Genomic DNA, 23292 nt, shown 5'->3' on the forward strand with positions numbered 1-23292 from the left:
ACACGAAAAAGCCCGCACCATGACGGTGCGGGCCGTGTTCATGACACTGAACAGACGCATAAGCTCAGGGAGCTTCAGGCCGCACGATCTGATCGCCCAGGTTTTCAATCACCGAACGAGCATCATAGGCGTTTGCGTCGTCCGGCTTCGGACCGCGGCCAAACAAGACTTCGGCGCTGGCCTCAAACCGCGTGGATTCGCGATACTGGGTATTGTGCCACACCGGATCGTAGCGGCTGCGCCATCCCCAACGCGGGTGATAGAAGGAATAGTGGATCCCGTAGCGATCAAACGGGTCCGAACCAATCGTTTGCACACGGGTTTCCGTATCGGTTGCCCGCGTAGCCAGGATGAAGTGGTCAAACCCTTCCGACACCGTCAGTTCAGCAGCCCGGTACAGAAGATAGGTCTCGACCGTCTCCCGATCCGTGAGGGAATTGCCCTGAAAGGACACGCGATAGCGATTATTCTCGATCTGGCTTTCCTGATAGCCCCAGCGACCGCCGTCCGGGGTCGGCTGATAGGGTGTGGCACTGGCACACGCCGCCACGAATGAGGCCGCAGCCAGTGTCAGAATGCGATATTTCATCATCAACTCTCCCATCTCTTGGCCCATCAAAAGGATGAGGTCAGATCAAAGCCTAGCGCATTCCGTGATCAAGCACAGTGCACATCCCCTTGATGTGTTCACCTGGTCAGGGAATTTAATCCAATGTCCATTCAAGAACCACGGTTTGAGGACGAGCCCGTTCCGGATCCGATCCGTCGGCGGGAAACAAAGGCCACGCCGCATTGGCGAGGAGCCAGGCCCGCCCATCATGCAGATCAATCAGCGTCGGCTCCGTACCCTCGGTCATGCTTGCATGACCGCGCAAAACCACACGCGTCTCCTCAATGTGGCGCCCGATATCATCCAGAACCAATTCCATCACCTGGTGAGGACGCGCCCCATTGCGCACCGCATAGACCCGGCCATCCCGGTCGTTCAGCAGGCCATCGATACCAATGAGGCTGTGCCCGCGCGCATGGACAAGACTGACACTTTGATCACCCAGATCAACACGCCAGATACCGGTTGAATAGTCCGCCACATAGAGCGCCGCACGCGCCAGAGCCAGGCCCTGCGGATTGACCATGCGCGCATCCTCGGCCAGCACCCGCAACTGACCGCCCAGCTCATCGAGGACATAGATCCGTGGCGATCGGGCGTCCGAGACAAACACCATCCCGTCTCTCACAACGAGATCCGCCATCTGAACGGCGTCCTCGATGGTGTAGCGACGATAGAGTTCTCCGGTGACCAGGTCGAAGGCCACAAGCGCTGTTCCAACGGTTTGTGCGGTCTCACCCTCACGCAGGGGTGTTTGATCAACCACACCCGTCGTGACCCAGAGCAGACGGTTACGATCATCCACCCGCATGCCAAAGACCGAACCGAGCCCGTCCGCCTCATCGGCAAACAGAATGGGAGAAGCGCGATCAAAAGGCTCCAGCATCCAGATCTGGCGTCCCGTCACCGAGGACAGGAAGGCGCGGTCGGTTTCAATATCAACAGCGACGGATTCGATCAGCTCATCGCGCAAATCGACCCGAGCGAAGATCTCGGCTGATCCCGCCGGGCGCTGATGGGCGCGCAAGGCAGCCGCAACGGCATCAAACCGCTCCGGATCCGTCAGGCGCACTTCGTCGAACCCGGTCGAGAGATCTACATACAGTCCCGCCTCAGCCATGCGGTCGAGCGTGTCGAACACGAGTTCCATATCATTGTCGCGCACGCCAATGGTCAAAAGCCCGTTCAAGACGGCCGGGTGACCTGGTTTAAGCGCCAGGGTCGCCTCAAGTGCGCGCCGGGCCGATTCATAATCACCGGCCCGCATGGCACTGCGCGCAAAGCCGAACAAATCCATTGCGACGCTCTGCGGCGTACGCGCCTCATCTTGCGCAAAAACCGGGACCGACCCTGCGGATGCACCGAACAGACACAGTGACGCCAAAACGCCCCGAACAAGAGATTTCATTGTCATTCCCCAAGCCTGCACCGCCGCCAAGGTCCCAACAAGGCGAGTTTACGGCCATCCTAGGTCATTTCACCAAAAGGGGAAGCGGATGTTCTCTTTCAGGTGCAAGCCGGTCAGGCATTCGCCTCAGGCGGCAGATGTCAGCTTGATCTGCACATCTTCGATCGGTTCGATCAGTTTCAGGCCCGCTCCGCCGATATCGACCACGCAGGCAACAGGGTCCTGATTACTGTCACTGATCTCGAAGGGCTTGGGCAGGCGCGGGGCATCGGCCTGGCGCGCATCGACCCAGAACGTCCGTCCGCTCAATCCCTGCAAGGCAATAAAATGGGGATCCTGACCCGACAAGGCCGAGCCGACATCGGTGATCGACTCCAGCACGATCTGCTTGTCGGAACCCGCCAGAAACAACACGGCACCATCATGTCCGGGACGGTTATAGATCTCATTGCTCAAGCTGGGCCGGGCCCAGATGACGTCATCAGCCGCTACGCTGACCGCTTCCCCATCGGGACGGTGAAGATTGATCATAGCACTCGCTCCCTCGTTGCTTAATTCGCGCGTTACGCGAATCAGGGCAATTGCCTAGTTGTTTTTCAGCACTATGCGTCAGAACCTTTGGAGGTTTTGCGACAGATCGCTAAAAATTCCACGACGAAGTGAAACAACGAACCGCCAAGCAGGCATGACCTGACCGGTTCACCACGCTAGTTTTGTCCGACTCAGATACCAATCCCCAGCGAAAGCGAGCGCATCATGGCCACGCAAAAACCGGTCGATGAAAACAGCCATGTCTATCTCATTGACGGTTCGGGCTATATTTTTCGGGCCTATCATGCGCTGCCGCCGCTGACCCGGTCAGACGGCACCCCTGTCGGGGCTGTTCAGGGTTTCTGCAACATGCTCTGGAAACTGCTCGAGGACCTCAAGGGCGAGGATCAACCCTCGCACCTGGCAGTGATTTTCGATCATTCCGGCAAGTCCTTCCGCAATGATCTCTATGACCAGTACAAGGCCAACCGACCACCGGCGCCCGAAGACCTAGTCCCGCAATTCTCGATCATCCGCGACGCAACTCGCGCGTTTGGCACACCGTGTATCGAGATGGAAAACTACGAGGCCGATGACCTGATCGCCACCTATGCCCGCCAGGCCGAGGCGCTCGGCGCTGATGTGACCATTGTATCCTCTGACAAGGACCTGATGCAGCTCGTCTCGGACAAGATCACCATGTTTGATGCGATGAAGAACAAACGGATCCAGGCGCCCGAAGTGGTGGAGAAATTCGGTGTCGGACCAGACAAGGTGATCGATATCCAGTCCCTGGCGGGTGATAGCGTGGATAATGTTCCGGGCGTGCCTGGTATTGGCGTGAAAACGGCCGCCCTTCTTATCAATGAATATGGTGACCTGGACACGCTTCTAGAGCGTGCAGGCGAGATCAAGCAGAAGGGACGCCGGGAGAAATTGCTCGCTCATGCCAATGATGCGCGTGTCTCCCGCGATCTTGTGACCTTGAAGGTCGATACTCCGGTGAGTGAACCCCTGGATGACTTTGGCCTGTCCGATCCGGACCCGGAAACCCTGGTCGGCTTCCTGCGGGAAATGGAGTTTCGCACCTTCACCCGCAAGGTCGAGGAAGCCCTGGGCGCTCCCGCAGCCGATGAGAGCGGCGACGCCACTGCCCCAATTGATCGCTCCAAGTACGAGTGTGTCACAGATCTTACCATGCTCGACCGCTGGATCGCACGCGCGCGCGCCGTGGGTCATGTCGCCGTGGATACCGAGACAGACGCATTATCGGCGACAGCCTCGGGCCTGGTCGGGATCAGCCTGGCCACAGCGCCGGGCGAAGCCTGCTATATCCCGCTGGCGCACATCGATCCCGAGGGCGCCGGTGACATGTTCGACACGGGCGCTGCGCCCAAGCAGATCGATATGACGTCTGCGCTCGCGGCGCTCAAACCCTTGCTGGAAGACGCCTCGGTCCTGAAAATCGGCCAGAATTTCAAGTATGACCTGGCCGTACTCGCGCGCTACGACATCCAGGTCGCGCCTTATGACGACACCATGCTGTTGTCCTATGTGATCGCTGCCGGACTGGAAAAACACGGCATGGATGCGCTGGCGCAAACACATCTCGGACATGCCTGCATCCCCTTCAAGGAGATCTGTGGCACCGGAAAATCCCAGATCACCTTCGACAAAGTCCCGCTCGACAAGGCCACGGCCTATGCCGCCGAGGATGCCGACGTCACCCTGCGCCTGTGGGAGATCCTCAAACCCTCCGTCACAGCGAAGGGCAAGGCCACGGTCTATGAGACACTGGAACGCCCGATGCCGTCCGTTTTGGCAGATATGGAACGGGCGGGTATCAAGGTTGATCCCGATCAGCTGCACCGCTTGTCCTCGGACTTTGCCCAGAAAATCGCAGCCGCCGAGGCCGCTGCACACGAGGCCGCAGGCAAGACGTTCAACGTTGCATCTCCGAAACAAATTGGAGAAATTCTGTTTGGGGACATGGGTTTGCCCGGCGGCAAGAAAACCAAGACCGGGGCCTGGTCAACCGGCGCAGACGTGCTGGACCAATTGGCCGCGGAGGGACATGCCCTGCCGGTCGCACTGCTCGAATACCGGCAGTTTGCCAAGCTGAAATCGACCTATGCCGATGCCCTGCTCTCCCACATCAATCCCCAAACCGGACGGGTACACGGCTCATTCTCCCTCGCCTCGACCACCACTGGGCGTCTCTCGTCCACGGATCCGAACCTTCAGAACATCCCGATCCGCACCGAGGCCGGTCGACAGATCCGGGAAGTCTTTATTGCCGAGCCCGGCCATGTTCTCGTCGCAGCCGATTATTCCCAGGTCGAGCTACGCCTTCTGGCCCATATTGCCGGGGTAGATGCGCTCAAGGACGCCTTCCGCGATGGGGTAGATATTCATGCCATGACCGCATCAGAGGTCTTCGACACCCCGATCGAAGGCATGGATCCCATGGTGCGCCGCAAGGCCAAGGCTATCAATTTCGGGGTCATTTACGGCATTTCTGCCTTTGGCCTGTCCAAACAGATCGATGTGTCCCGCGAAGAGGCCAAAGCCTTCATCGAAGCCTATTTCAACAAATTCCCGGGCATTGCCGACTATATGGAACGCATGAAGGAGCAGGCGAAAGAGCACGGCTATGTCGAGACAATTTTCGGTCGCCGGGCCCACTTCCCTTCCATCAAGGACAAGAACCCCAATATGCGCATGTTCGCCGAACGCCAGGCGATCAATGCCCCCATCCAGGGCTCGGCCGCCGACGTGATCCGCCGCGCCATGATCCGCATGCCCGCTGCGCTCAGACAGGCCAATCTGGACGCGCGGATGCTGTTGCAAGTGCATGACGAGCTGGTGTTTGAAGTCCCCGAAAACCAGGCCGATGATTTGATCGCCCTGGTCGAGACCACGATGTCACAGGCCTGCCGTCCAGCCATGGAATTGTCTGTCCCGCTGGTGGTCGATGCGAAGGCCGGCGCCACCTGGGGCGAAGCGCACTAAAACCCGGAAGAAGGCAATCGGATTCAGACGCCTAAGTCTCGGGATCATCGTCCAGGGTGTATCGAAGGAAGAATTCAATGATCATGTCATTCGCGTTGATATCCCGGTTGGTCACACCCAGGACGTCGGACTCTGCGGCATCCGGCCATGTATGGCCAGCATCCTGGACAAGAACAGTTTCCACTGCCCCAACGAGACAGCCTGAATACGGTTTGAAAATGACAGTGCTTCCATCCTCGGGAACGTGGTCTGGCAATGCAATCATGTCCGGAGCCGGGTGACACCCATAGCGTTCGGCAAAAAAGCGGGCGCTCGCCTCTCCGCCCAGCGAAAAACCGGGAACCCCTGTCAAAGGAACGGTCGGGTCCGTGTCGCTATAGATATTCATGACGGGAACGGCGCGAGATTGTTGGCAGGTTTGGGCCCGCTGCAGAGGCAGTTGACCGGCGACGGATGCGACCGCCGTCACCCGATCTGACATGCGGCAGGCCAGTTCGAAGGCAAAAAAGCCGCCATTCGAGAAGCCGGTCGCATAGACCCGCGTCGTGTCGACGGCATAAACACGGGCGACATCATCGATAAGCGCCGCCATGAAACCCAGATCATCAAACCCGTTCAGGTCTGCGATTTCCCAAGTCTGACCCTCTGCCCCATTCAGTTCACCATACAAGCCTTCAGGATAGGCCACGATCATCCCTGCGCGGTCTGCGGCCGTATTGAACTGGGTGTAGCCCATATGGGATCGGGCATCCGAGGTGAAGCCATGGAGATTGATCACCAAAGGGCGCGGGCCTTCAAACCCTTCTTCGGGCGGCAGGTGGAGATAATACTCCCGCTCGATGTCACCAACCCGCACACTCTGGCGCTCGACAACCTGCGCGGCTGCAAGGTTTGGGTCCGTGTGCACAACGGCCAGCACCCCCATCATGGCTACCAGACTTCCCATATCACCCTCCGTCGCTCGATATCTTGAGCATCAAATGGTAGCGCTCACAGAACGTTGGGCAACTGAATAACGATCAGAGGTCGCGCATTTCTGCTTTATAGCTTTAGGTTATTTATGACTCGAATACACCCTAAAGTTCTCTCATCATAGGGGCGTTGCGCTACTTAAGGGGCGCATATCAAGGAGGAAATCATGACCAACCTGATCGTACAGTTCGCCGTGTATGGCGCGCTCAAAGATGGCAATGAAAATGAATCCCAGGCCTATGATGTCAGACAGACACTGCAGGCGGTGTTCAACGCCGCCCCAAGTGGCAGTGATGGCATCGTGAAGATCGACAACAACACGATGGGCGGTGACCCCAGCCCGGGCAATAAGAAACATTTTGCGGCGATCGTCACGCATGATGGCGTGACCGCCAACTTCGCGTGTGAGGAAGGTCAAACGATAGACTTCCACCATTCCTTGGCCCCGAACCCGCCAAACAAGGCAGAAGAACCCGCCTGACCCTTCAGGATCCGATCAAGCCTCCGGCACTTCCATCACAAGATGGGGGTGCCGTCCTGGCCTCAAAACTCCCGCGCCTCACAGCGCAGGCCCTGCCGCAGTTCATCCGCCGCTTCAACAGTCACACCGCCAGCGAGAACCTGGCGAAACAGCAAAACGCCGCGCCGTGTTGGAGACCCGATCACGAGGTCCATACCGTCCAGATCATAGCCGGGCACGGTGTGCCAGGTCGGTGGGTAAACAAAGATCTCGGTTGTCTCGCCCACCTGAACATCACGCATATTGATCGTCTCGAAATTATTCGTGCGGGCATCAAAAAAGCTGACGGACGCATAGCGCTCCGGATCGAGCGGCGGCACTGTCACATTCAACGGCCCTTCCGCCAGATCATACAGACAGGCCGAATAGAGAATATCCGGGCTGGGACGCACCACATTGCGCGAGCTCTCGTCCACGCGGGGCACATGCCCGACCTGGTTCGCCCCGCCGCCCAGCGTGTCAAACGCCTCCATGGCCTGGCCCATGATCACGCCCGGAAGGGCGTGCAGAACCAGATAAAACCCGGCAATACCACCCACGAGGAGTGCAATGACAGGGCCGATCCAGCGGGTCATGACTCATCTCCACAGCCCAGCCGGTTGATACGCGGCAGCGTCGCCGTGCGCGGGTCCATGGCGATGGTCTCGTCCGGCAGATAGAGGCGCAGGGTCAGGTTAAAAGCGCCACCATTGCGGGTCGACAGGCCGTTTTCGGCCGACGGATGACCCACCGCGACAACGCCGCGTCCATTATCGGACCAGACCATAGTGTCCGCATGCACGGAATGTGCGTCCTCACCATTCACAGCCAGGAAATCGTCCTGGGCATAGACGGTGAGGCTCCACCAATAGGCTGCCGGAGCCTCGTCAAAGACCACGTCGTAACGACAGGCCTCGTCCAGTGCGTCGCCGTGACTGTCTTGGTCAGCACTGAAATAAACGGTCTCACTGCGGTTCAGGGCCAGCAGGCCTTTTCGCGCAATGATGGCGCGTACGGTGGCCGGCGCATCGGGCGCTCCGATATGTAGATTGGTCCGCCAGGGGCCGATGGCGATACCGCCCAGATCCATCGGACCGAGTACGGCTGTGATCGCGACCAGCCCTCCCAGAGCGAGACCGGCCACACCAAAAACAAAGGAGCGCATGATCATACCGGGCACGCTAGCCGGGATTGGCCCGCCCGACAATCAGTGACGTGTGGCTTCCAGACCAGCGCCGATGGCCAGTCCCAGACCCAGGCCGAAAATGCCAGCCAGGACAAGTTCGCCTGTCATGGCCCAAAGGAAGAGAAAAAGAGCGACACCGCCGCCAAGGCCGGCCAGAAAACCGGCCCGGGGCGTACCCTTGGGGGGCTGGACAGGGTCTTGCGGGGCATCGCTCATAGCCACCATTAAAAACGGGCCCAGCTTGAAGGAAGCTGAGCCCGTCGTGAATTCGCGGCAAGAAATCTCACGCGCTGTGTGAACGCTTATTCGAAACTCCGCTCACCGCCTGTGGCCGCATTATAGAGTGTCTGCACCATTCGGTCGGTGGTGATGAAACCCCAATTCCAGGTCTCGTGAAGGTCCGCCAGCGGCTCGGCTTGCCGGACAGCGTCGAGATCCGCGCCCCCTTCAACCAGGGTCGCCACACGGAACTGGGCTTCGCGCAACATGGCAATCGAGGCCTCGACCTCGGCGCGGGTGGAGAGTGGACCATGCCCGGGGATGATGCGGGTTTCATCGCCCGCCATTTCCGCGATGCGCTCCATGGCCGAGATGTAACCCTCGACCGTGCCGCCTGCCGAGATATCGATGAAGGGATACAGGCCCGAGAACATGATATCGCCGGTATGGATGACGTCCGACTCGCGGAAATAGACGATCGCATCTCCATCTGTATGCGCGTGGGGCACATGCACGACTTCAACGGTCTGCCCGTTCATGTGAAAGGTCAGATCATCTCCAAAGGTCAGGATCGGCAGCACAGCCGGATCCTGTGTCCACGCATCCTCGGCCGCCTCCAGGCGCGTGCGGATATTATGGTGCGCCGCGACCGTAGTGCCCTGACTGGCAAAATGCGCATTGCCGCCCGTATGATCCCCGTGCCAGTGGGTATTCACAATAAAGCGCGGTGCGCCGGTTCCGCTGATTTCGACCACAGCGCCCTCGATCAAAGACCCGGTATTGGGCAGCTGGTCGTCAATCATCACCACACCGTCATCTCCGGCCAGAACAGCCAGATTACCGGCAATTCCGGTGGACAACATATAAAGACCGTCGCCCAGATCGGTTGTTTCCACCGTCGGACCGTCCTGGATGATGCTTGTATTGGCGGCCAGCAAGGCTGCCGCACTCGTGATGGCAAGACTGATGCTCATCTTGTCCCCTCTGCTATCTGCTCCCAAAGGGAGCCCTCTTCCGCGACGCAATATAGGGAGGGTGTCAGCCGGTTTCACCACACAGACCGGTGATCCGTCCGAGAGCGTGGCAAATTTACCGGCCCTTTACCGTTGCAGGCCAGAGAATCCAAAGAAGGAGTCTATCATGCGTCATCTGGTTCTTGCCCTGCTTGCCACCATAATGGCCGGCCTTGGCCCGTCTGCGCTCGCACAAGGTGACCGCGCAACCGGGGGGCAGCCCGACACGCCGAGCGGCCTGCCAGTCCCGCGGTTTGTCAGCCTGAAATCGGATGTCACCAATGGCCGGGTTGGCCCGAGCCAGGCGCACCCGATTGCCTGGCGGTATGTTCGCGCGGGCCTGCCGATGGAAGTCATTGCCGAAACGCGCCAATGGCGCCGCGTCCGGGACCCGGAAGGCGAGGTTGTCTGGATGCACCGCGTGGTCCTGTCCAGCCGCCGTTCGGTCTATGCGCTGGAGGAGACCCCGCTGCACGCCCGTGCGGCCCAGGACAGCCCGGTGGAAGCCATTGCGGATGCGGGCGTGGTTCTGTCTCTCGAGCGCTGTCGGTCTGGCTGGTGCCGTGTGGAAGCCAATGGACGCCGTGGCTGGGCGCCTGCCAGCCTGCTCTGGGGGGTCTACCCGCACGAGCGTGACGGGTCCCTGCCTGCCGAGAGCGGGCTTTCCCCTAACGGCAGCTCCGCCTTGAGCGCGCCTGCGCCCCATGATACCGCTCTGCGCTAAGACGTCCGGATAAACCTATCACGGATCCCTGAAAGTCCTGCGCGTGCCGCAGCAGACCTGGTGTTTTACCAGGCCAGACATGACCGGTATACATGACTGAACGTCCCTCTTCCTACGGATTTGACGAACTGATCGCCTCTGGCGAAGGCAAGCTCCACGGCCCCGACATGGCCCAGCTCCCTGCGCCGCCGATGCTGATGTTCGACCGCATCACCCAGATCAATGATGATGGCGGTGAGTATGGCAAAGGGCAGATTGTCGCCGAGCTGGATATCAAGAAGGACCTCTGGTTCTTTGATTGCCACTTCAAGGGCGATCCGGTGATGCCGGGCTGTCTGGGACTGGACGCCATGTGGCAGCTGTGCGGCTTCTTCATGTGCTGGCTGGGCGAGAAGGGCAAGGGACGCGCCTTGGGCGTGGGCGAGGTGAAGTTCACCGGTCAGATCACCCAGGACGTCAAACACGTCAAATACATCATCGACCTTAAACGCGTCATTCGCCGCCGCCTGATCATGTCGATCGGCGATGGCCGGGTGGAAGCTGACGGCAAGACTATCTATACCGCAAAAGATCTTCGCGTCGGCCTCTTCAAACCCGAAGAAATGGCCTGATCGCACGCTTTCTGGGAGGAACCCGCATGCGCCGAGTAGTCGTCACCGGTCTGGGGGTGATTTCCCCGATCGGCAATAATGCTGATGAAGTCACCCAGTCCCTCAAAGTGGGCAAGAGTGGCATTGGCCGTATGGAAGAATTTGCGGCCCATGGCTTCAAATGCCAGGTCGGCGGCAAGCCTGACATTGATCCCGCCGCCCATGTGGACAAGCGTGTCTACCGCTTCATGTCCGAAGGCGCCGGCTGGAACTATATGGCCATGGAACAGGCCATTGCCGATGCAGGACTGCCGGACGAGGATATCTCCAATATCCGCACCGGCATCATCATGGGCTCAGGCGGTCCGTCTGCCGGCACGATTGTCAATGCGGCTGATGTGACCCGTGAAAAGGGTCCCCGGCGCATTGGTCCGTTTGCCGTGCCCAAAGCGATGAGCTCGACTGCATCGGCCACGCTGGCCACGCCGTTCAAGATCCTGGGTGTGAACTATTCCATCACCTCGGCCTGCACGACCTCGCTGCACTGTATCGGCGCAGCGGCCGAGCAGATTCAGTGGGGCAAGCAGGATGTGATGTTCGCGGGCGGTTGCGAGGAGATCCATTGGGCCCTCTCCAACCTGTTCGATGCCATGGGCGCGATGTCCACCAAATATAACGACACGCCGCAACAGGCATCACGTGCCTTTGACAAGGATCGCGACGGGTTTGTCGGAGGCGCCGGTGCCGGCGTGGTGATCCTGGAAGAGTATGAGCGCGCCAAAAAGCGCGGTGCTCCGATTATCGCGGAAATCACTGGCTATGGCGCCACCTCTGACGGTTATGACATGGTGGCACCGTCCGGCGAGGGTGCCGTTCGCTCGATGAAGCTGGCCATGGAGACCGTGGACACTCCGATCGACTATCTCAATCCCCATGCCACGGCGACGCCGGTCGGCGATATCCGCGAAATGGAAGCCGTCAAAGAGGTCTTCGGCGATGCCGGTCCGGCCATCTCCGGCACCAAATCCATGACCGGACACGCTCTGGGCGCCGCAGGCGTGCACGAAGCCATTTACACGCTCTTGATGATGAAGAACGGCTTTATCGCGCCGTCGATCAATGTCTTCGAGATGGATCCGGAGATTGCCGCACTCAATCTCGACATCGTCACTGAAACCCGTGAGGCGGACATCAAGACCGCCATGTCCAACAGCTTTGGTTTCGGCGGTACCAACGGCACCGTCGTCTTCTCCAAGGTCTGATCTGACGCAAGAGGAGACTTGCAATGTCTGATACCGTTTTCCCGACCGGCGAGCTGATGAAAGGCAAGCGCGGTCTTGTCATGGGCGTGGCCAACAAGAACTCCATCGCCTGGGGTATCGCTCAGCAATTGGCGGCCCAGGGCGCCGAGCTGGCCTTCTCCTATCAGGGTGAAGCGCTTGAAAAACGCGTCCGCCCGCTGGTTGAGAGCCTGGGCAGCGAACCCTTCATGCTTTCCGCTGACGTGACCGATGACGAATCCATGGATGCCTGTTTCAAGGCCCTGGAAGACAAGTGGGGCACGATCGACTTCCTCGTCCACGCCATCGCCTTTGCCGGCAAGGACGAGCTGGTGGGATCGTTCACGGAAAACACCACGCGTGAAGGCTGGCGTCGCGCCATGGAAATCTCCGCCTTCTCCTTCGTGGATGCCGGCAAGCGCGCCTCGCGCCTGATGCCCAATGGCGGCTCCCTCGTCACGCTCACCTATCTGGGCGCAGAACGGGTCGTGCCCTCCTATAACGTGATGGGTGTCGCCAAAGCGGCACTGGAAGCATCCACGCGCTATATGGCTCGCGATCTCGGCCCGAGCGGTATCCGCGTGAATGCGCTGTCCGCCGGCCCGATGCGGACCCTGGCCATGGCCGGCATTTCCGGTGGCAAGTCTCTGATGAAGACCGGTCGTGAATGGTCGATGATGAAAGAAGATACCCGCATGGAAGGCGTCGCGGGCGCCGCGCTGTATCTCCTGTCTGATCTCGGCCATTCCTGTACGGGCGAGACCCTTCATGTCGATGCCGGCTTCCACGCCGTGGCGGTTCCGGACATTGATGAGGACTAATAATCCCTAAAATTGTTACGCGTACTGAAGCGGGCCGGTAACACCGGCCCGCTTTGTTGTGTCAGACTGATGATTTCTGCTTGTACCGACTCACCTGCCCCGCTACAGCCGCAGGGAGGGGCCGCTTAAATATTTGAATATTTGAGACAAAGGGACAGGACATGAAATCAATCTTGCTCGCCGGCAGCGTTTTCACGCTGGCCACCACTATTGTGGGCGCACCGGCGATGGCCGATGACCACGCCACAGCAGACGACCGGATTTCCGCACTGGAAGAACGGATTGAACAGCTCGAGGCAACCAATCAACAGTTGTTGCGGTATCTGGAAACACTGACCGCTCAACAAGCTTCAGCTCAACCGGTTGAAAACACCGCGACATCCGCACCCGCCACTGCCCAACACACGGCCACGGGCAATGATAGCATTGAGCGTGTGGTCCATCATGGCGGTGAACATGACGGCCATCATGCCCGGCATCAGGCCGAATATGCAGAGCGTTTTGTCGGTCTCAATTCCACCTATTCCTACCAGGTGTTGGATCACGCCGAGAACTCCAACATGCGCCAGATCATCCAGCTGGAAGCCATTCGCGATGGCGAGCTGGACAATCGTGTCACCCTGGGCGGCGCCATCACAGCCATTGCCAACTACCAGACCACAAATTCGGACAGCAAGTTCAGCTGGCTGACCCGAAATCCCACATCGGCCAACCAGATCGGCGACGAAGTCTCCGAAATTGTGGTTCATTCCGCTCAGCTGCAAACGACCGCCCGGTTTACCAACAACATCACGGGATTTGTCGAACTGCTCTATAATCCCGAGCAGAGCTTTGGCTCCGGCACGATTACCGGTCTCAACCGTAATCAGGTCCAGGTCCGGCGGGCCTATGTGCTGTGGGGCGATCTCGAGTCCACACCCTGGTATGCCGCAATCGGCAAGATGGACACGCCATTCGGCCTCAATGACACCGTAAGCCCGTTCACCAATTCCACCGTCTGGCACTCCTTCGCCGGCCTCGCCTATGGTGGCATGGTGGGATACTACAAAGACGGACTTCATGTGCGCGGCATGGCGATCCAGGGTGGCTCGCAGTTCCGCGCGGCTAACACGCCCGTGGAGGGCACGAATGTGCCATCCCGCGTCAATAATTTCGCGCTGGACGCCAATTACTCCGGCACATTCGGTGATCGCAATACATTCCTGGTGGGTGCCAGCTATCAGCATGGCAGCCCCTATTGCCAGGAGTATCCGATCTTCCATTTCAATCCGTGTGACGACAATAACCCGGCCTATTCTGTCTATAGTCGGGTCGATCTGGGCGATCTGCGATTGATCGGCGAATATGCCCGCACGACCAATGAGTGGCCAGGCACCCAGGTACCGGACCCGACCAATCCGCTGTCTGTCTTTGAGGCAGAAGAGACCACATCCTGGGGCTTTGGCGGTCGCTACGCGTTTGATATTGGCCAGGACTCACCACTTTACGTCTCCGGTGAGTTCTCCACCTTTATCGCAGGCGATGACGGCGCACCCTGGGAACGCCAGAACCAGTGGGTCCTGGGCGGTTCCTATTTCATCACGCCAAGCGTGAATATCTTTGGCGAACTGATCCGAGCCGAAGGTTTTGCCCCGCTCAACTTCCTGACCGGCGGCAATTTCCCCGATGGTTCCACCTGGTCCGAGCGAGACGCCCAGACCGATGTGGTCAATTTCGGGATCCAGGCCGCCTTCTAGGCCATCGACCCTGTTCAGATGAACACCCCGCCGGAGAGCGCTCCGGCGGGGTTTGTTTATGGGCCAATATCAGGACGTTTCCGGATCAGGTGCCCGGTGCGCGTGCCCCTGACCGGTGTCCAGAAAAGCCTTGAGGCTGGAGACGAAGAACTGGTCCCATCCGGCTTCACAGATTTCGTAACAGAGCAATTGCGGGTTCAGTCCCTGGTGTTCAAAGCGGATCTCACTGCCCTGAGCGGCCGATTCAATCCACCAGACCAGGCGTGTTTCGAGCCATTCTGTCTCGATCTCCGCAGGCTGGCCCTCATGCTGGTGGAGCGCATCAACACAGACCAGCTCGACCCGCTTGCCCGGTTCAAGAATAACGGCCTCGAATGTCCAATAGGATCGTCCGGGCGGGAAAGTGAACCTGGCACGGTCGCCAACCCTCGAGATCGGCTTGTCCGGCTTTGTCCACCAGTCCTCGAACCCCGCGGTCAGCGCGCGGAAGACCTCCTCCGGTGAAGCGGAAACTGTAAGTGTTCGGGTGTAATTGGGTTGTGACATGTCAGAAATCTTCCTGGTCTCAAGCAGCCCAGTGGGGCGGCATGGTCTGCATCACGCCGGCATCTCCATGGAGCCGGTCCTTCCAGTCAGACAGGTGCGGATAACGGCTTAGTTGTGCGTCGAAGCCCAGCGCAGTCATGCGGATCGGCTTGGTGTCGCAGCCACGCTGAACCAGCCGGATTTCCGGGAAGGCAACAGCATCGGCCGCACCGGGCCTTTCCCCACCCAAGTAACGCCGCCCGTCCGCCAATATCTCCTCGAGATAGCTGAATTCCGCATGGACCAGCGCCGCGGCGTCCTCGAACTCCTTGTTTTCCGGAGTTCCTCGATCGGCCACCGCGTCGACCGAGGAGAATACGCGAGACAGGAGGGCATGATTGCCGTCACGCAGATAGTCACAACACTCCATGACGATCTGCCAACTTTGCGCAGCGTCGTCGGTGGTCGTGCCAAAGAGCGGTCGCTCAGGATATTGCCGGTCCAGCCAGGCCAGAATGGCGATGGAATCCCGGATCACACCCTGTTCGGTCGCCAGAACCGGAGTTTTCGCCCGAGGGTTCAAAGCCAGGAAGTCTGGTTTGTGATGGTCCTTGTCGGAGGCGCTGAGGTATTTCACGTCAGCGGACAGACCCTTGAAAACGAGGCCGAGGTGAACGCGCCAACCCCTCGGCGCACCGCTGAATGTATACAGTGTAAGAGGCATTTTTCACTCCAATCAACTGATCTAGAGCTAATGCTTCATGGTCTGTTACAACAAGTAGGCAGAATTATCGTATATAGTATCGAAAACGGGACTATTGTAGTTATAGCTGGTGATGACAGCAGAAGTTTCTTCTCGATCCACTCTCATTGAGCCCCAGGATGAAGCTGAGCTGTGCCCGATGCCGGACATTGCCCGGCTGATCGGAGGCACGCGGACACCCATCATCCTACGGGTCCTGATCTACCGCGGCACCAAGCGCCTTCACGAGGTCCGCCGAACAGTCGGTAATATCTCCAGACCATGCCGACCCAATAGCCGCGCTCACTGGAGATGAACGGTCGCGCAAAAAACCCCGCCGGAGAGCGCTCCGGCGGGGTTTTAGATCTGCGAATGACAGCTGGCCTATTCGGCCTCGTCATCCCCCATCGGGTTTTCGATCGGCTTGACCCAGGTGTCCAGCCATTCGATGGACTCTGCCAGAACATGCAGCACGCTCTCGCGGCCACGATAGCCATGGCTTTCATAGGGCAGCATCACGAGACGGGCCGTACCGCCATTGCCCTTCACCGCCGCATACATGCGCTCGGACTGCATCGGGAAGGTGCCCGAATTATTGTCCATCTGGCCGTGAATCATCAGCATGGGCTCATTGATATCGTCCGCATGCATGAACGGGCTCAGCTCGAAATAGACCTCAGGTGCCTGCCAGAAGGTCCGGCGCTCCGACTGGAACCCGAACGGGGTCAGGGTGCGGTTATAGGCACCGGATCGGGCAATACCGGTCCGGAAGATATCAGATCCGGCCAGGAGGTGAGCGGTCATGAAGGCCCCGTAGGAGTGCCCGGCAATCGCTGTGCGCTCCCCATCTCCAAAGCCGCGCTCGACAGATACGTCCACGGCAGCCTGGGCCGACATCACCAATTGCTCGATGAACGTGTCGTTCACCGTTTCCGGATCATCACCCACGATCGGCATCGTGGCGTTCTCAAGCAAGGCATACCCCTGGGTCACCAGGAAGCGCGGAGATGTGCCCGCCACGCGGGTGAACTCATACGGCGACCCACTGACCTGACCAGCTGTGGCCGCATTATTGTACTCCAACGGATAACCCCACACGAGCAGCGGCAGCGGACCGTCTTCCGGCTCGTAACCGGCCGGCAGATAGAGCGTTGCCGACAGCGGTACACCATCCGAGCGTTCATACGTGATCAGTTCGCGGGAAATATCGTTGAGCTGCGGGTGAGGATTGGCGAACCGGGTGACCTGTTCCACATCACCATCTCGGTGCCAGCGCACATTGGGCGGCGTGGTCGGATCTTCCCAGGAGGTCAGGAAGGAAGACGCGTCGTCAGACGTCAGGCCGATGACTTCCTCGAAATTCTCACCGCTATTGCGCCAGATTTCCTCGGTTTCCATCGTCTCCAGGTCGAGACGGCGCAGGAAGGGACGGTCCCCGTCCGGGCTGGCGCCCTCACCGGCGAAATAAATGCCGTTGTCGCGAATCCCGATCACTGACTGGCCATATTCATTGCGGACGGTCAGCGCGGTTCCCGGATCAGCATAGGCATCTTGCAGGTTCCGCTCTTCAATCAGCCGCGGCTCGGAGCCCGGAGCATCAAAATCGATCATCCAGCGACGAACGATGCGTGTGTCCCGGTCATATTCAACGGCCAGACCGTTTTCGCCATCCGTGGTGAACTGGGTACCGTAATAACGATCTTCCATGCGGGCCACTTCCACCGGCGCACCGTTGAACGGGGCTTCCAGCGCCCAGATACTGTCGCGCTCCTCGGCCTCGGCGCGCGGATCACCGCCATCAAGAGCCTCCGCCCAGACAAGTTGAGCCGCATGGCTGTCCTGCCAGCCAATGCTGCGACGACCGGTGATGACCCCTCCGATCGGAATACCATCCGCGAGCGGCTGACGCGCAATCTCGGCAACGTCATTACCGCGCAGATCCATCACGAAGGTCCGGTCCGGAAAGCGCGACCACGGCACGATATAGGAGAAGGGCTGTTCCATCTCACCGACGAGGATGTAGTCCCCGCCCGGCGCTACATTGGCGCTATAGTACAGACCCGGTTCGCCGATCTCGCGCACACGACGGCCGTTGACGTCGACAATCGCGAGCTGGCTTGTGGCCAGCCAGGCAAATAGGTTGGCATCGTGCTCGTCTTTCAGCAGATCCTGATAGGTGCGCACCGGGGCTTCATAGCCATTGGCTTCCTGAATGACCGGACCATTGGGCACACGCGGGCGCTCGGGCATGGGACCACGATCCTCATCGACCAACTTGACCAGAAGGCCTTCCCCGTTCGGCAGCCATTCATAGGCCGTGAAGATGGCGTTGACCCCTTCATCCACAACCCGGCGGGCTCGGGCGCGCTCGACATCCACAACCCACAGGCTCAGCGTATCATCGCGGCTCATGACAAAGGCGAAGTGCGACCCATCAGCCGACCACTGAATGGACGACATGCCCGCATCGTCCGGCAGGTCGATCGCCCGCTCTTCACCGCTTTCCAGATCCAGAAGGCTAAAACCGACAACAGACCGGGGGCCATGACGGCCATTCGTTGCCGCATCTAAGCGCAGGCCTGCGAGGCGCTCCATGGGGCGAGCCAGCTCGGCAACCGGCGGCAAATTCTCTCGATGCATCAGCAAAAGCGTGTCGCGTGCCGGGGACAGGGATGTCCAGGGTGATGGGGCCGCGTCGACGATATCGACAATGTCCTGCGGGGGCAGCCGATAACTGTCCTGGGCCAAGGCCGGGGCCAACGCAAGGCTTGCCAGCGCCGTTACGGCCAGGGCCGATCGGGCCACTGTTGTGAGTGTGGTTTTCATGATGATCTCCCTCTGAACCTGTTTTCAGGTCTGGGGAAATCATAACGCGTTGAAGCGCCGAGAAAACCACACCACAAACGTTACTATGTTACATTACATCCACCTTAGGTGAGGCTGGTTGTCTAGCGATGCCATTTGAGACCCATCACGGGCCGCAATGGCGCGATCCGCTTGACCAACTCGAAACCCAGGACACACCCGCCCAGTGTCGCAATCACCAGAATGACAAACTCCACCCACACATTCAGCCCCAGCGGCGCGATCCAGAACCCGGTCACCACCGTGATCGTCTGGTGTAGGATGTAGAACGGAAAAATGGCCTCGGAGAGATAGCGACGAACGGGCCCGTCATGATTGAGATAGCGGCGCGCCAGACCCAGAAGTGCGAGAATAATGCTCCAGGTGTAGACTACGCGGGCAAGACGGGCCGCCCACAGCCAGATCTCGTGTGAGGCCGTCACCTCCCAGTCCTGGTAGGACAGCAACAGAAAGCCAAACAGGATAAGGGTCACTGAAACGGCCAGCCAGCGCGCCCGGTCCACCAGCTCCCACAGAGCCTCCCGTTTGGCGATCAGATAGCCCCAGAACACGAAGCCGAACGAGATCGCATGATTAGCCCAGTCGTTGAACAGGTCATGCGTTGTGTCAAACCGGTTGCTGAGCGTGAAACGGATCACAAACAACGGAATCGTGGGCAATAAAAGGATCAGGACAGGGCCCATGCGCGAGCGGCGGGCCCAGGCTGTCATCTCACTCATCCACCGATAATCAACCAGCCAGCGCAACACCGGAATGAGCGGTGCCAAAAGCAGGCAATAGACGAACAGGTAGACCACATACCATAGATGATTCCATGTGGGCGTGTGAACCGAATAGGGACCATCCCATGTGCCGGCATAACCCAGATAGAACTCGACGAAACCGCTGGAAACTTCACCGGACTGAACCAGTTCGGAGTAGGTCTGCGGCGCAACGATCACATACATACCGAATAAAATGACCGGGAAAAGGCGCCAGACACGGTCGACGGCGAAGCGTCCCGACCCCAGCTTGTCCGACAGATACCGGATCGCGATTCCGGAAATGAAAAACAGAAGCGGCAGGCGCCACGGGCTGGACAGCCACATGATGGGTTCCATCGCCGTATTGGCGGACGTGGACTTGGCGTGCCACCCCTCCGTGTTGAAGAACATGCCGATATGATAAAAAATCAGAAGGCCAAATGCGCCGATACGCAACCAGTCGATATCATACCGACGGCGTGATGAGGCGTTTCCCGCGGGCGTGGACGGTTCGGCCGGGGTGGTAGAGGACATGACGATCTCCAGAACTCGATACAGCTCTGGTTTCCGCACCTCACCCGAATCTGACCATAGGCCTGGGGCCGACGGTCGAGATTTGCCGTAAAATTCCGAAACCAGGGGACAAGCGGCGGGAGGCGGGGACGAAATTCTGCAATCATCCTGCCCCGATCTTGCAATCTCTCGCCACGTGATCGAAACAGAGATATGTCTCGACCCTGGTTTTTCCTCTCCGATCTGACCCCGCTGGGTGCCGACCAAAAGGCGGAATGGCAGGCCTGGCGACTGGCTGTCCTGATTGCCTGGGGCACGCTCGTTCTCGCCTTGATCGTCAACGCCACATCCATCCAGCTGGAGGACGCCCGCTCGGGCGGTCCGACGGCGGCGCTCTACCCCTGGATTCTGGAAGGCTCGAGTGTGGTCATCACGATGGCCCTCGTTCCCCTCATCATGCGGTTCGGACTATGGGCACCGTTGGAAAGCGGTCGCTGGTTGAGCGCCCTGCCCTGGCATATCGGCGGATTGCTGACCTACAACATCCTGCATGTCATCGGCATGGTCGCCCTGCGCAAACTGGCTTGGTGGGCCTGGTATGACGGCCCCTATGTCTTCTTCGGTCATGTGTGGCTGGAACTGGTCTATGAGCTGCGCAAGGATGCCTTCACCTACATGCTGCACCAGCTCATACTGATCGGCACCCTGGCTCTCGCCCGATCGCGACTGGAACTCGCCGCGGCCCGCGACACCGCCCGTGAGGGTCAACGCCTCACACTCAAGTCAGGCGGCCGGGTCATCCGGGTCGAGGCCGCCTTGTTCTCCCACGCTCAGGCCCGGGGCAATTATGTCGAAATCCATTTCACCACGGGCCAGCACCTCGTCCGCATGACGCTCGCCCAGTTGGCAGATCAACTGGCGGAGGCCCGCATTCCGGCTGTGCGGTGTCACCGGTCCTGGCTGGTCCATACGGGGCGGATCCGCGAGATCCTGCCGACCGGAGAGGGCGATGCCCGGGTGCGCCTCGACGATGACGTGGAGATCCCCGCCAGCCGCCGTTATCGCGAGCGATTGCAAGCGGCCTGATAACAGCCCGCCCCCAAAGAAAAACCCCCGCCGGCCCAGGCCCGCGGGGGTTTCAATTCGATCATCGGATCGAGGATCAGGCTTCGTCAGCCGCGTCCTCTTCCTTGGTGATCTCGGTACCGGTTTCCTGGTCGACAATCTTCATCGACAGGCGAACCTTGCCGCGATCATCAAAGCCGAGAAGCTTGACGTAAACTTCCTGGCCTTCAGAGACGACGTCAGACGGGTGCTTCACACGCTCATTCTTCAGCTGCGAGACGTGCACAAGACCGTCACGCGGACCGAAGAAGTTCACAAAGGCACCGAAGTCCATGATCTTGACGACCTTGCCCTTGTAGATCTGGCCTTCTTCCGGCTCTGCCGTCAGACCATGGATCCAGCTGCGTGCGGCTTCGATCGACGCGGCATCAGAGGAGGCAATCTTAATGATGCCCTCGTCATTGATGTCGACTTTCGCACCAGTGGTTTCGACGATCTCGCGGATCACCTTGCCGCCGGAGCCGATCACGTCACGGATCTTGTCGGTCGGGATCTGCATGGTCTCGATGCGCGGTGCATAGGCACCCAGCTCAGTCCGGGAGGTGTCGAGCGCCTTGCCCATCTCATCGAGAATGTGCAGACGACCGCCCTTGGCCTGGTCGAGAGCCGTTTCCATGATGTCCTTGGTGATACCGGCAATCTTGATGTCCATCTGAAGGGAAGTCACACCCTCGGACGTACCGGCCACCTTGAAGTCCATGTCACCGAGATGGTCTTCATCACCCAGAATGTCGGACAGAACTGCCACGCCTTCCGGGTCCTTGATGAGACCCATGGCGATACCGGACACCGGACGCACGATCGGCACACCGGCATCCATCATGGCGAGAGACGAACCACACACCGTCGCCATGGACGAGGAACCGTTGGACTCGGTGATCTCGGAGACCAGGCGAATGGTGTACGGGAAGTCTTCATGCGCCGGCAGGACAGCCTTCACTGCGCGCCAGGCCAGCTTGCCGTGACCGATCTCGCGGCGACCCGGAGCCAGGCGGAAGCTGGTTTCACCCACGGAATACGGCGGGAAGTTATAGTGGAGCAGGAAGCGCTCCTTGTACGTCCCGGTCAGATCGTCGATGAACTGCTCGTCTTCACCCGTACCCAGCGTTGCCACGACCATGGCCTGGGTTTCACCACGCGTGAACAGGGCAGAACCGTGCGTACGCGGCAGGATGGAGGCTTCGGACACGATCGGACGGACCTGGTCGAGATCACGGCCATCGATACGCTTGCCGGTCTTGATGATGCCACCGCGAACCACGGAGGCCTCAACAGATTTCAGCACGTCCTTGAGTACGACTTCGCCAATACCGTCCGGGTTTTCCTCGGTCTGCAGGAGGGCCGCCATGGCCTTGTCCTTGGCAGCGCCGACAGCGGCATACCGCTCGGTCTTCTCGGAGATGGTGTAGGCTTGGGCGATATCATCACCGACGAGATCGCGAACCTGGGCTTCCTCGGCAGAGTGATCCACCGGCTGGAATTCCCACGGCTCTTTGGCCGCTTTTTCCGCCAGACGGATAATCGCTTCAATCACCGGCTGGAAAGCCTCCTGGCCAGCCATGACGGCGCCCAGCATGATCTCTTCAGACAGTTCTTTCGCTTCTGATTCCACCATCATGACAGCATCGGTCGTCCCGGCCACCACGAGGTCCAGAGCACTGTCGTCCATCTCGTCGACCGGCGGGTTGATGACGTATTCGCCATCGACATAACCCACGCGCGCCGCACCGATCGGACCCATGAAAGGCAGACCGGACAGACACAGAGCGGCGGAGGCGGCAACCATGCCGACTACATCCGGATCGTTTTCCATGTCGTGAGACAGGACGGTGATCATCACCTGGACTTCGTTTTTGAAGCCTTTGACGAACAGCGGGCGGATCGGACGGTCGATCAGGCGAGACGTCAGCGTCTCTTTTTCCGTCGGACGGCCTTCCCGCTTAAAATAACCGCCAGGAATTTTCCCGGCGGCAAAGTATTTCTCTTGATAGTTGACGGTCAGCGGGAAGAAGTCCGCGCCCTCTTTTACCGCCTTCACACCGACGGCAGTGGCGAGAACCGTGGTCTCGCCATAGGACACGACGACCGCGCCGTCAGCTTGCCGGGCGACCCGCCCGGTTTCGAATGTGAGTGGGCGACCCGCCCACTCAATCGTTTCTGTTTGGATATCGAACATAT

Annotated in this window: 21 protein-coding genes; 8 read left to right on the top strand and 13 right to left on the bottom strand. The window is 59.4% G+C overall.

Features of this window, described 5'->3' with window-relative positions; translation table 11 throughout:
* Positions 1–64: 64 nt before the first annotated feature.
* The 3 genes from RMQ97_RS00445 to RMQ97_RS00455 all read right to left on the bottom strand — a co-directional run bounded on the left by RMQ97_RS00445 (position 65) and on the right by RMQ97_RS00455 (position 2549).
* Positions 65–589, bottom strand: coding sequence for a CC0125/CC1285 family lipoprotein (locus RMQ97_RS00445; RefSeq protein WP_413658853.1), 525 nt, complete (start codon positions 587–589; stop codon positions 65–67).
* Positions 590–704: 115 nt separating this feature from the next.
* Entirely contained in the window at positions 705–2018 is a 1314-nt protein-coding gene (locus tag RMQ97_RS00450) for an L-dopachrome tautomerase-related protein (RefSeq protein WP_413658854.1), read from the bottom strand.
* A gap of 126 nt (positions 2019–2144) precedes the next feature.
* Positions 2145–2549 (bottom strand): hypothetical protein, encoded by a 405-nt coding sequence (locus RMQ97_RS00455; protein ID WP_413658855.1) that lies wholly within the window; start codon positions 2547–2549, stop codon positions 2145–2147.
* 225 nt (positions 2550–2774) lie between these two features.
* Here RMQ97_RS00455 and polA point away from each other — a divergent pair, with 225 nt between their 5' ends.
* A complete protein-coding gene (gene polA, locus RMQ97_RS00460; RefSeq protein WP_413658856.1) occupies positions 2775–5561 on the top strand; it encodes a DNA polymerase I in 2787 nt (928 codons plus the stop codon).
* 31 nt (positions 5562–5592) lie between these two features.
* Here the strand turns inward: polA and RMQ97_RS00465 are convergent, their stop codons facing one another.
* Entirely contained in the window at positions 5593–6507 is a 915-nt protein-coding gene (locus tag RMQ97_RS00465) for an alpha/beta hydrolase family esterase (RefSeq protein WP_413658857.1), read from the bottom strand.
* A gap of 192 nt (positions 6508–6699) precedes the next feature.
* Between RMQ97_RS00465 and RMQ97_RS00470 the strand changes: the two genes are divergently transcribed.
* Positions 6700–7014: a hypothetical protein gene (locus RMQ97_RS00470; protein WP_413658858.1), complete on the top strand. Its 315-nt coding sequence runs from the start codon at positions 6700–6702 to the stop codon at positions 7012–7014.
* A 62-nt stretch (positions 7015–7076) separates the two neighbouring features.
* Here RMQ97_RS00470 and RMQ97_RS00475 read toward each other — a convergent pair whose 3' ends face one another.
* The 4 genes from RMQ97_RS00475 to RMQ97_RS00490 all read right to left on the bottom strand — a co-directional run bounded on the left by RMQ97_RS00475 (position 7077) and on the right by RMQ97_RS00490 (position 9411).
* Positions 7077–7628 (bottom strand): DUF1254 domain-containing protein, encoded by a 552-nt coding sequence (locus RMQ97_RS00475; protein ID WP_413658859.1) that lies wholly within the window; start codon positions 7626–7628, stop codon positions 7077–7079.
* Positions 7625–8203, bottom strand: a complete 579-nt coding sequence (locus tag RMQ97_RS00480) for a DUF1214 domain-containing protein (protein WP_413658860.1) — start codon at positions 8201–8203, stop codon at positions 7625–7627. Before RMQ97_RS00480 ends, RMQ97_RS00475 begins: the two co-directional genes overlap by 4 nt.
* A 36-nt stretch (positions 8204–8239) precedes the next feature.
* Positions 8240–8434: a hypothetical protein gene (locus tag RMQ97_RS00485; RefSeq protein ID WP_413658861.1), complete on the bottom strand. Its 195-nt coding sequence runs from the start codon at positions 8432–8434 to the stop codon at positions 8240–8242.
* 86 nt (positions 8435–8520) lie between these two features.
* Positions 8521–9411 carry an MBL fold metallo-hydrolase gene (locus tag RMQ97_RS00490; protein WP_413658862.1) on the bottom strand — a complete coding sequence of 297 codons (891 nt, stop codon included), beginning with the start codon at positions 9409–9411 and terminating at the stop codon, positions 8521–8523.
* Positions 9412–9577: 166 nt separating this feature from the next.
* Here RMQ97_RS00490 and RMQ97_RS00495 point away from each other — a divergent pair, with 166 nt between their 5' ends.
* From RMQ97_RS00495 to RMQ97_RS00515, 5 genes are all read left to right on the top strand, one after another.
* Positions 9578–10174, top strand: coding sequence for an SH3 domain-containing protein (locus RMQ97_RS00495; protein ID WP_413658863.1), 597 nt, complete (start codon positions 9578–9580; stop codon positions 10172–10174).
* Between the two features lie 92 nt (positions 10175–10266).
* Positions 10267–10785, top strand: a complete 519-nt coding sequence (gene fabA, locus RMQ97_RS00500; RefSeq protein WP_413658864.1) for a bifunctional 3-hydroxydecanoyl-ACP dehydratase/trans-2-decenoyl-ACP isomerase — start codon at positions 10267–10269, stop codon at positions 10783–10785.
* Between the two features lie 26 nt (positions 10786–10811).
* Positions 10812–12026: a beta-ketoacyl-ACP synthase I gene (gene fabB, locus RMQ97_RS00505; RefSeq protein WP_413658865.1), complete on the top strand. Its 1215-nt coding sequence runs from the start codon at positions 10812–10814 to the stop codon at positions 12024–12026.
* Between the two features lie 23 nt (positions 12027–12049).
* Complete coding sequence (locus RMQ97_RS00510; RefSeq protein WP_413658866.1) at positions 12050–12865, top strand: enoyl-ACP reductase; 816 nt, start codon at positions 12050–12052, stop codon at positions 12863–12865.
* A 161-nt stretch (positions 12866–13026) separates the two neighbouring features.
* Complete coding sequence (locus RMQ97_RS00515) at positions 13027–14601, top strand: hypothetical protein (RefSeq protein ID WP_413658867.1); 1575 nt, start codon at positions 13027–13029, stop codon at positions 14599–14601.
* Between the two features lie 69 nt (positions 14602–14670).
* Here the strand turns inward: RMQ97_RS00515 and RMQ97_RS00520 are convergent, their stop codons facing one another.
* The 4 genes from RMQ97_RS00520 to RMQ97_RS00535 all read right to left on the bottom strand — a co-directional run bounded on the left by RMQ97_RS00520 (position 14671) and on the right by RMQ97_RS00535 (position 20010).
* On the bottom strand, positions 14671–15147 hold the full coding sequence (locus tag RMQ97_RS00520) for an SRPBCC family protein (protein WP_413658868.1): 477 nt from the start codon (positions 15145–15147) through the stop codon (positions 14671–14673).
* Positions 15148–15166: 19 nt separating this feature from the next.
* Positions 15167–15850 carry a glutathione S-transferase family protein gene (locus tag RMQ97_RS00525; protein WP_413658869.1) on the bottom strand — a complete coding sequence of 228 codons (684 nt, stop codon included), beginning with the start codon at positions 15848–15850 and terminating at the stop codon, positions 15167–15169.
* A 402-nt stretch (positions 15851–16252) separates the two neighbouring features.
* Positions 16253–18694, bottom strand: a complete 2442-nt coding sequence (locus tag RMQ97_RS00530) for a S9 family peptidase (protein ID WP_413658870.1) — start codon at positions 18692–18694, stop codon at positions 16253–16255.
* A 122-nt stretch (positions 18695–18816) separates the two neighbouring features.
* Positions 18817–20010, bottom strand: coding sequence for an acyltransferase family protein (locus tag RMQ97_RS00535; protein ID WP_413658871.1), 1194 nt, complete (start codon positions 20008–20010; stop codon positions 18817–18819).
* A 192-nt stretch (positions 20011–20202) separates the two neighbouring features.
* On the opposite strand from RMQ97_RS00535, the gene RMQ97_RS00540 reads away from it, so the two are divergent.
* Positions 20203–21075, top strand: coding sequence for a LytR/AlgR family response regulator transcription factor (locus RMQ97_RS00540; protein ID WP_413658872.1), 873 nt, complete (start codon positions 20203–20205; stop codon positions 21073–21075).
* Positions 21076–21151: 76 nt separating this feature from the next.
* Here the strand turns inward: RMQ97_RS00540 and pnp are convergent, their stop codons facing one another.
* Positions 21152–23290 carry a polyribonucleotide nucleotidyltransferase gene (gene pnp / locus RMQ97_RS00545; protein WP_413658873.1) on the bottom strand — a complete coding sequence of 713 codons (2139 nt, stop codon included), beginning with the start codon at positions 23288–23290 and terminating at the stop codon, positions 21152–21154.
* Positions 23291–23292: the final 2 nt, after the last annotated feature.

It is taken from the genome of Maricaulis sp. D1M11 (assembly GCF_047308265.1).
GTDB lineage: Bacteria > Pseudomonadota > Alphaproteobacteria > Caulobacterales > Maricaulaceae > Maricaulis.

Excerpts from the sequence above, each read along its gene's own strand:
- fabB (WP_413658865.1), top strand. The coding sequence starts at position 10,812 with ATGCGCCGAGTAGTCGTCACCGGTCTGGGGGTGATTTCCCCGATCGGC.
- polA (WP_413658856.1), top strand. The coding sequence starts at position 2,775 with ATGGCCACGCAAAAACCGGTCGATGAAAACAGCCATGTCTATCTCATT.
- RMQ97_RS00540 (WP_413658872.1), top strand. The coding sequence starts at position 20,203 with ATGTCTCGACCCTGGTTTTTCCTCTCCGATCTGACCCCGCTGGGTGCC.
- RMQ97_RS00455 (WP_413658855.1), bottom strand. The coding sequence starts at position 2,549 with ATGATCAATCTTCACCGTCCCGATGGGGAAGCGGTCAGCGTAGCGGCT.
- RMQ97_RS00520 (WP_413658868.1), bottom strand. The coding sequence starts at position 15,147 with ATGTCACAACCCAATTACACCCGAACACTTACAGTTTCCGCTTCACCG.
- RMQ97_RS00485 (WP_413658861.1), bottom strand. The coding sequence starts at position 8,434 with ATGAGCGATGCCCCGCAAGACCCTGTCCAGCCCCCCAAGGGTACGCCC.
- RMQ97_RS00530 (WP_413658870.1), bottom strand. The coding sequence starts at position 18,694 with ATGAAAACCACACTCACAACAGTGGCCCGATCGGCCCTGGCCGTAACG.
- RMQ97_RS00480 (WP_413658860.1), bottom strand. The coding sequence starts at position 8,203 with ATGATCATGCGCTCCTTTGTTTTTGGTGTGGCCGGTCTCGCTCTGGGA.
- fabA (WP_413658864.1), top strand. The coding sequence starts at position 10,267 with ATGACTGAACGTCCCTCTTCCTACGGATTTGACGAACTGATCGCCTCT.
- RMQ97_RS00490 (WP_413658862.1), bottom strand. The coding sequence starts at position 9,411 with ATGAGCATCAGTCTTGCCATCACGAGTGCGGCAGCCTTGCTGGCCGCC.
- RMQ97_RS00495 (WP_413658863.1), top strand. The coding sequence starts at position 9,578 with ATGCGTCATCTGGTTCTTGCCCTGCTTGCCACCATAATGGCCGGCCTT.
- RMQ97_RS00470 (WP_413658858.1), top strand. The coding sequence starts at position 6,700 with ATGACCAACCTGATCGTACAGTTCGCCGTGTATGGCGCGCTCAAAGAT.
- RMQ97_RS00535 (WP_413658871.1), bottom strand. The coding sequence starts at position 20,010 with ATGTCCTCTACCACCCCGGCCGAACCGTCCACGCCCGCGGGAAACGCC.
- RMQ97_RS00475 (WP_413658859.1), bottom strand. The coding sequence starts at position 7,628 with ATGACCCGCTGGATCGGCCCTGTCATTGCACTCCTCGTGGGTGGTATT.
- RMQ97_RS00510 (WP_413658866.1), top strand. The coding sequence starts at position 12,050 with ATGTCTGATACCGTTTTCCCGACCGGCGAGCTGATGAAAGGCAAGCGC.
- RMQ97_RS00525 (WP_413658869.1), bottom strand. The coding sequence starts at position 15,850 with ATGCCTCTTACACTGTATACATTCAGCGGTGCGCCGAGGGGTTGGCGC.
- pnp (WP_413658873.1), bottom strand. The coding sequence starts at position 23,290 with ATGTTCGATATCCAAACAGAAACGATTGAGTGGGCGGGTCGCCCACTC.
- RMQ97_RS00445 (WP_413658853.1), bottom strand. The coding sequence starts at position 589 with ATGAAATATCGCATTCTGACACTGGCTGCGGCCTCATTCGTGGCGGCG.
- RMQ97_RS00515 (WP_413658867.1), top strand. The coding sequence starts at position 13,027 with ATGAAATCAATCTTGCTCGCCGGCAGCGTTTTCACGCTGGCCACCACT.
- RMQ97_RS00465 (WP_413658857.1), bottom strand. The coding sequence starts at position 6,507 with ATGGGAAGTCTGGTAGCCATGATGGGGGTGCTGGCCGTTGTGCACACG.
- RMQ97_RS00450 (WP_413658854.1), bottom strand. The coding sequence starts at position 2,018 with ATGAAATCTCTTGTTCGGGGCGTTTTGGCGTCACTGTGTCTGTTCGGT.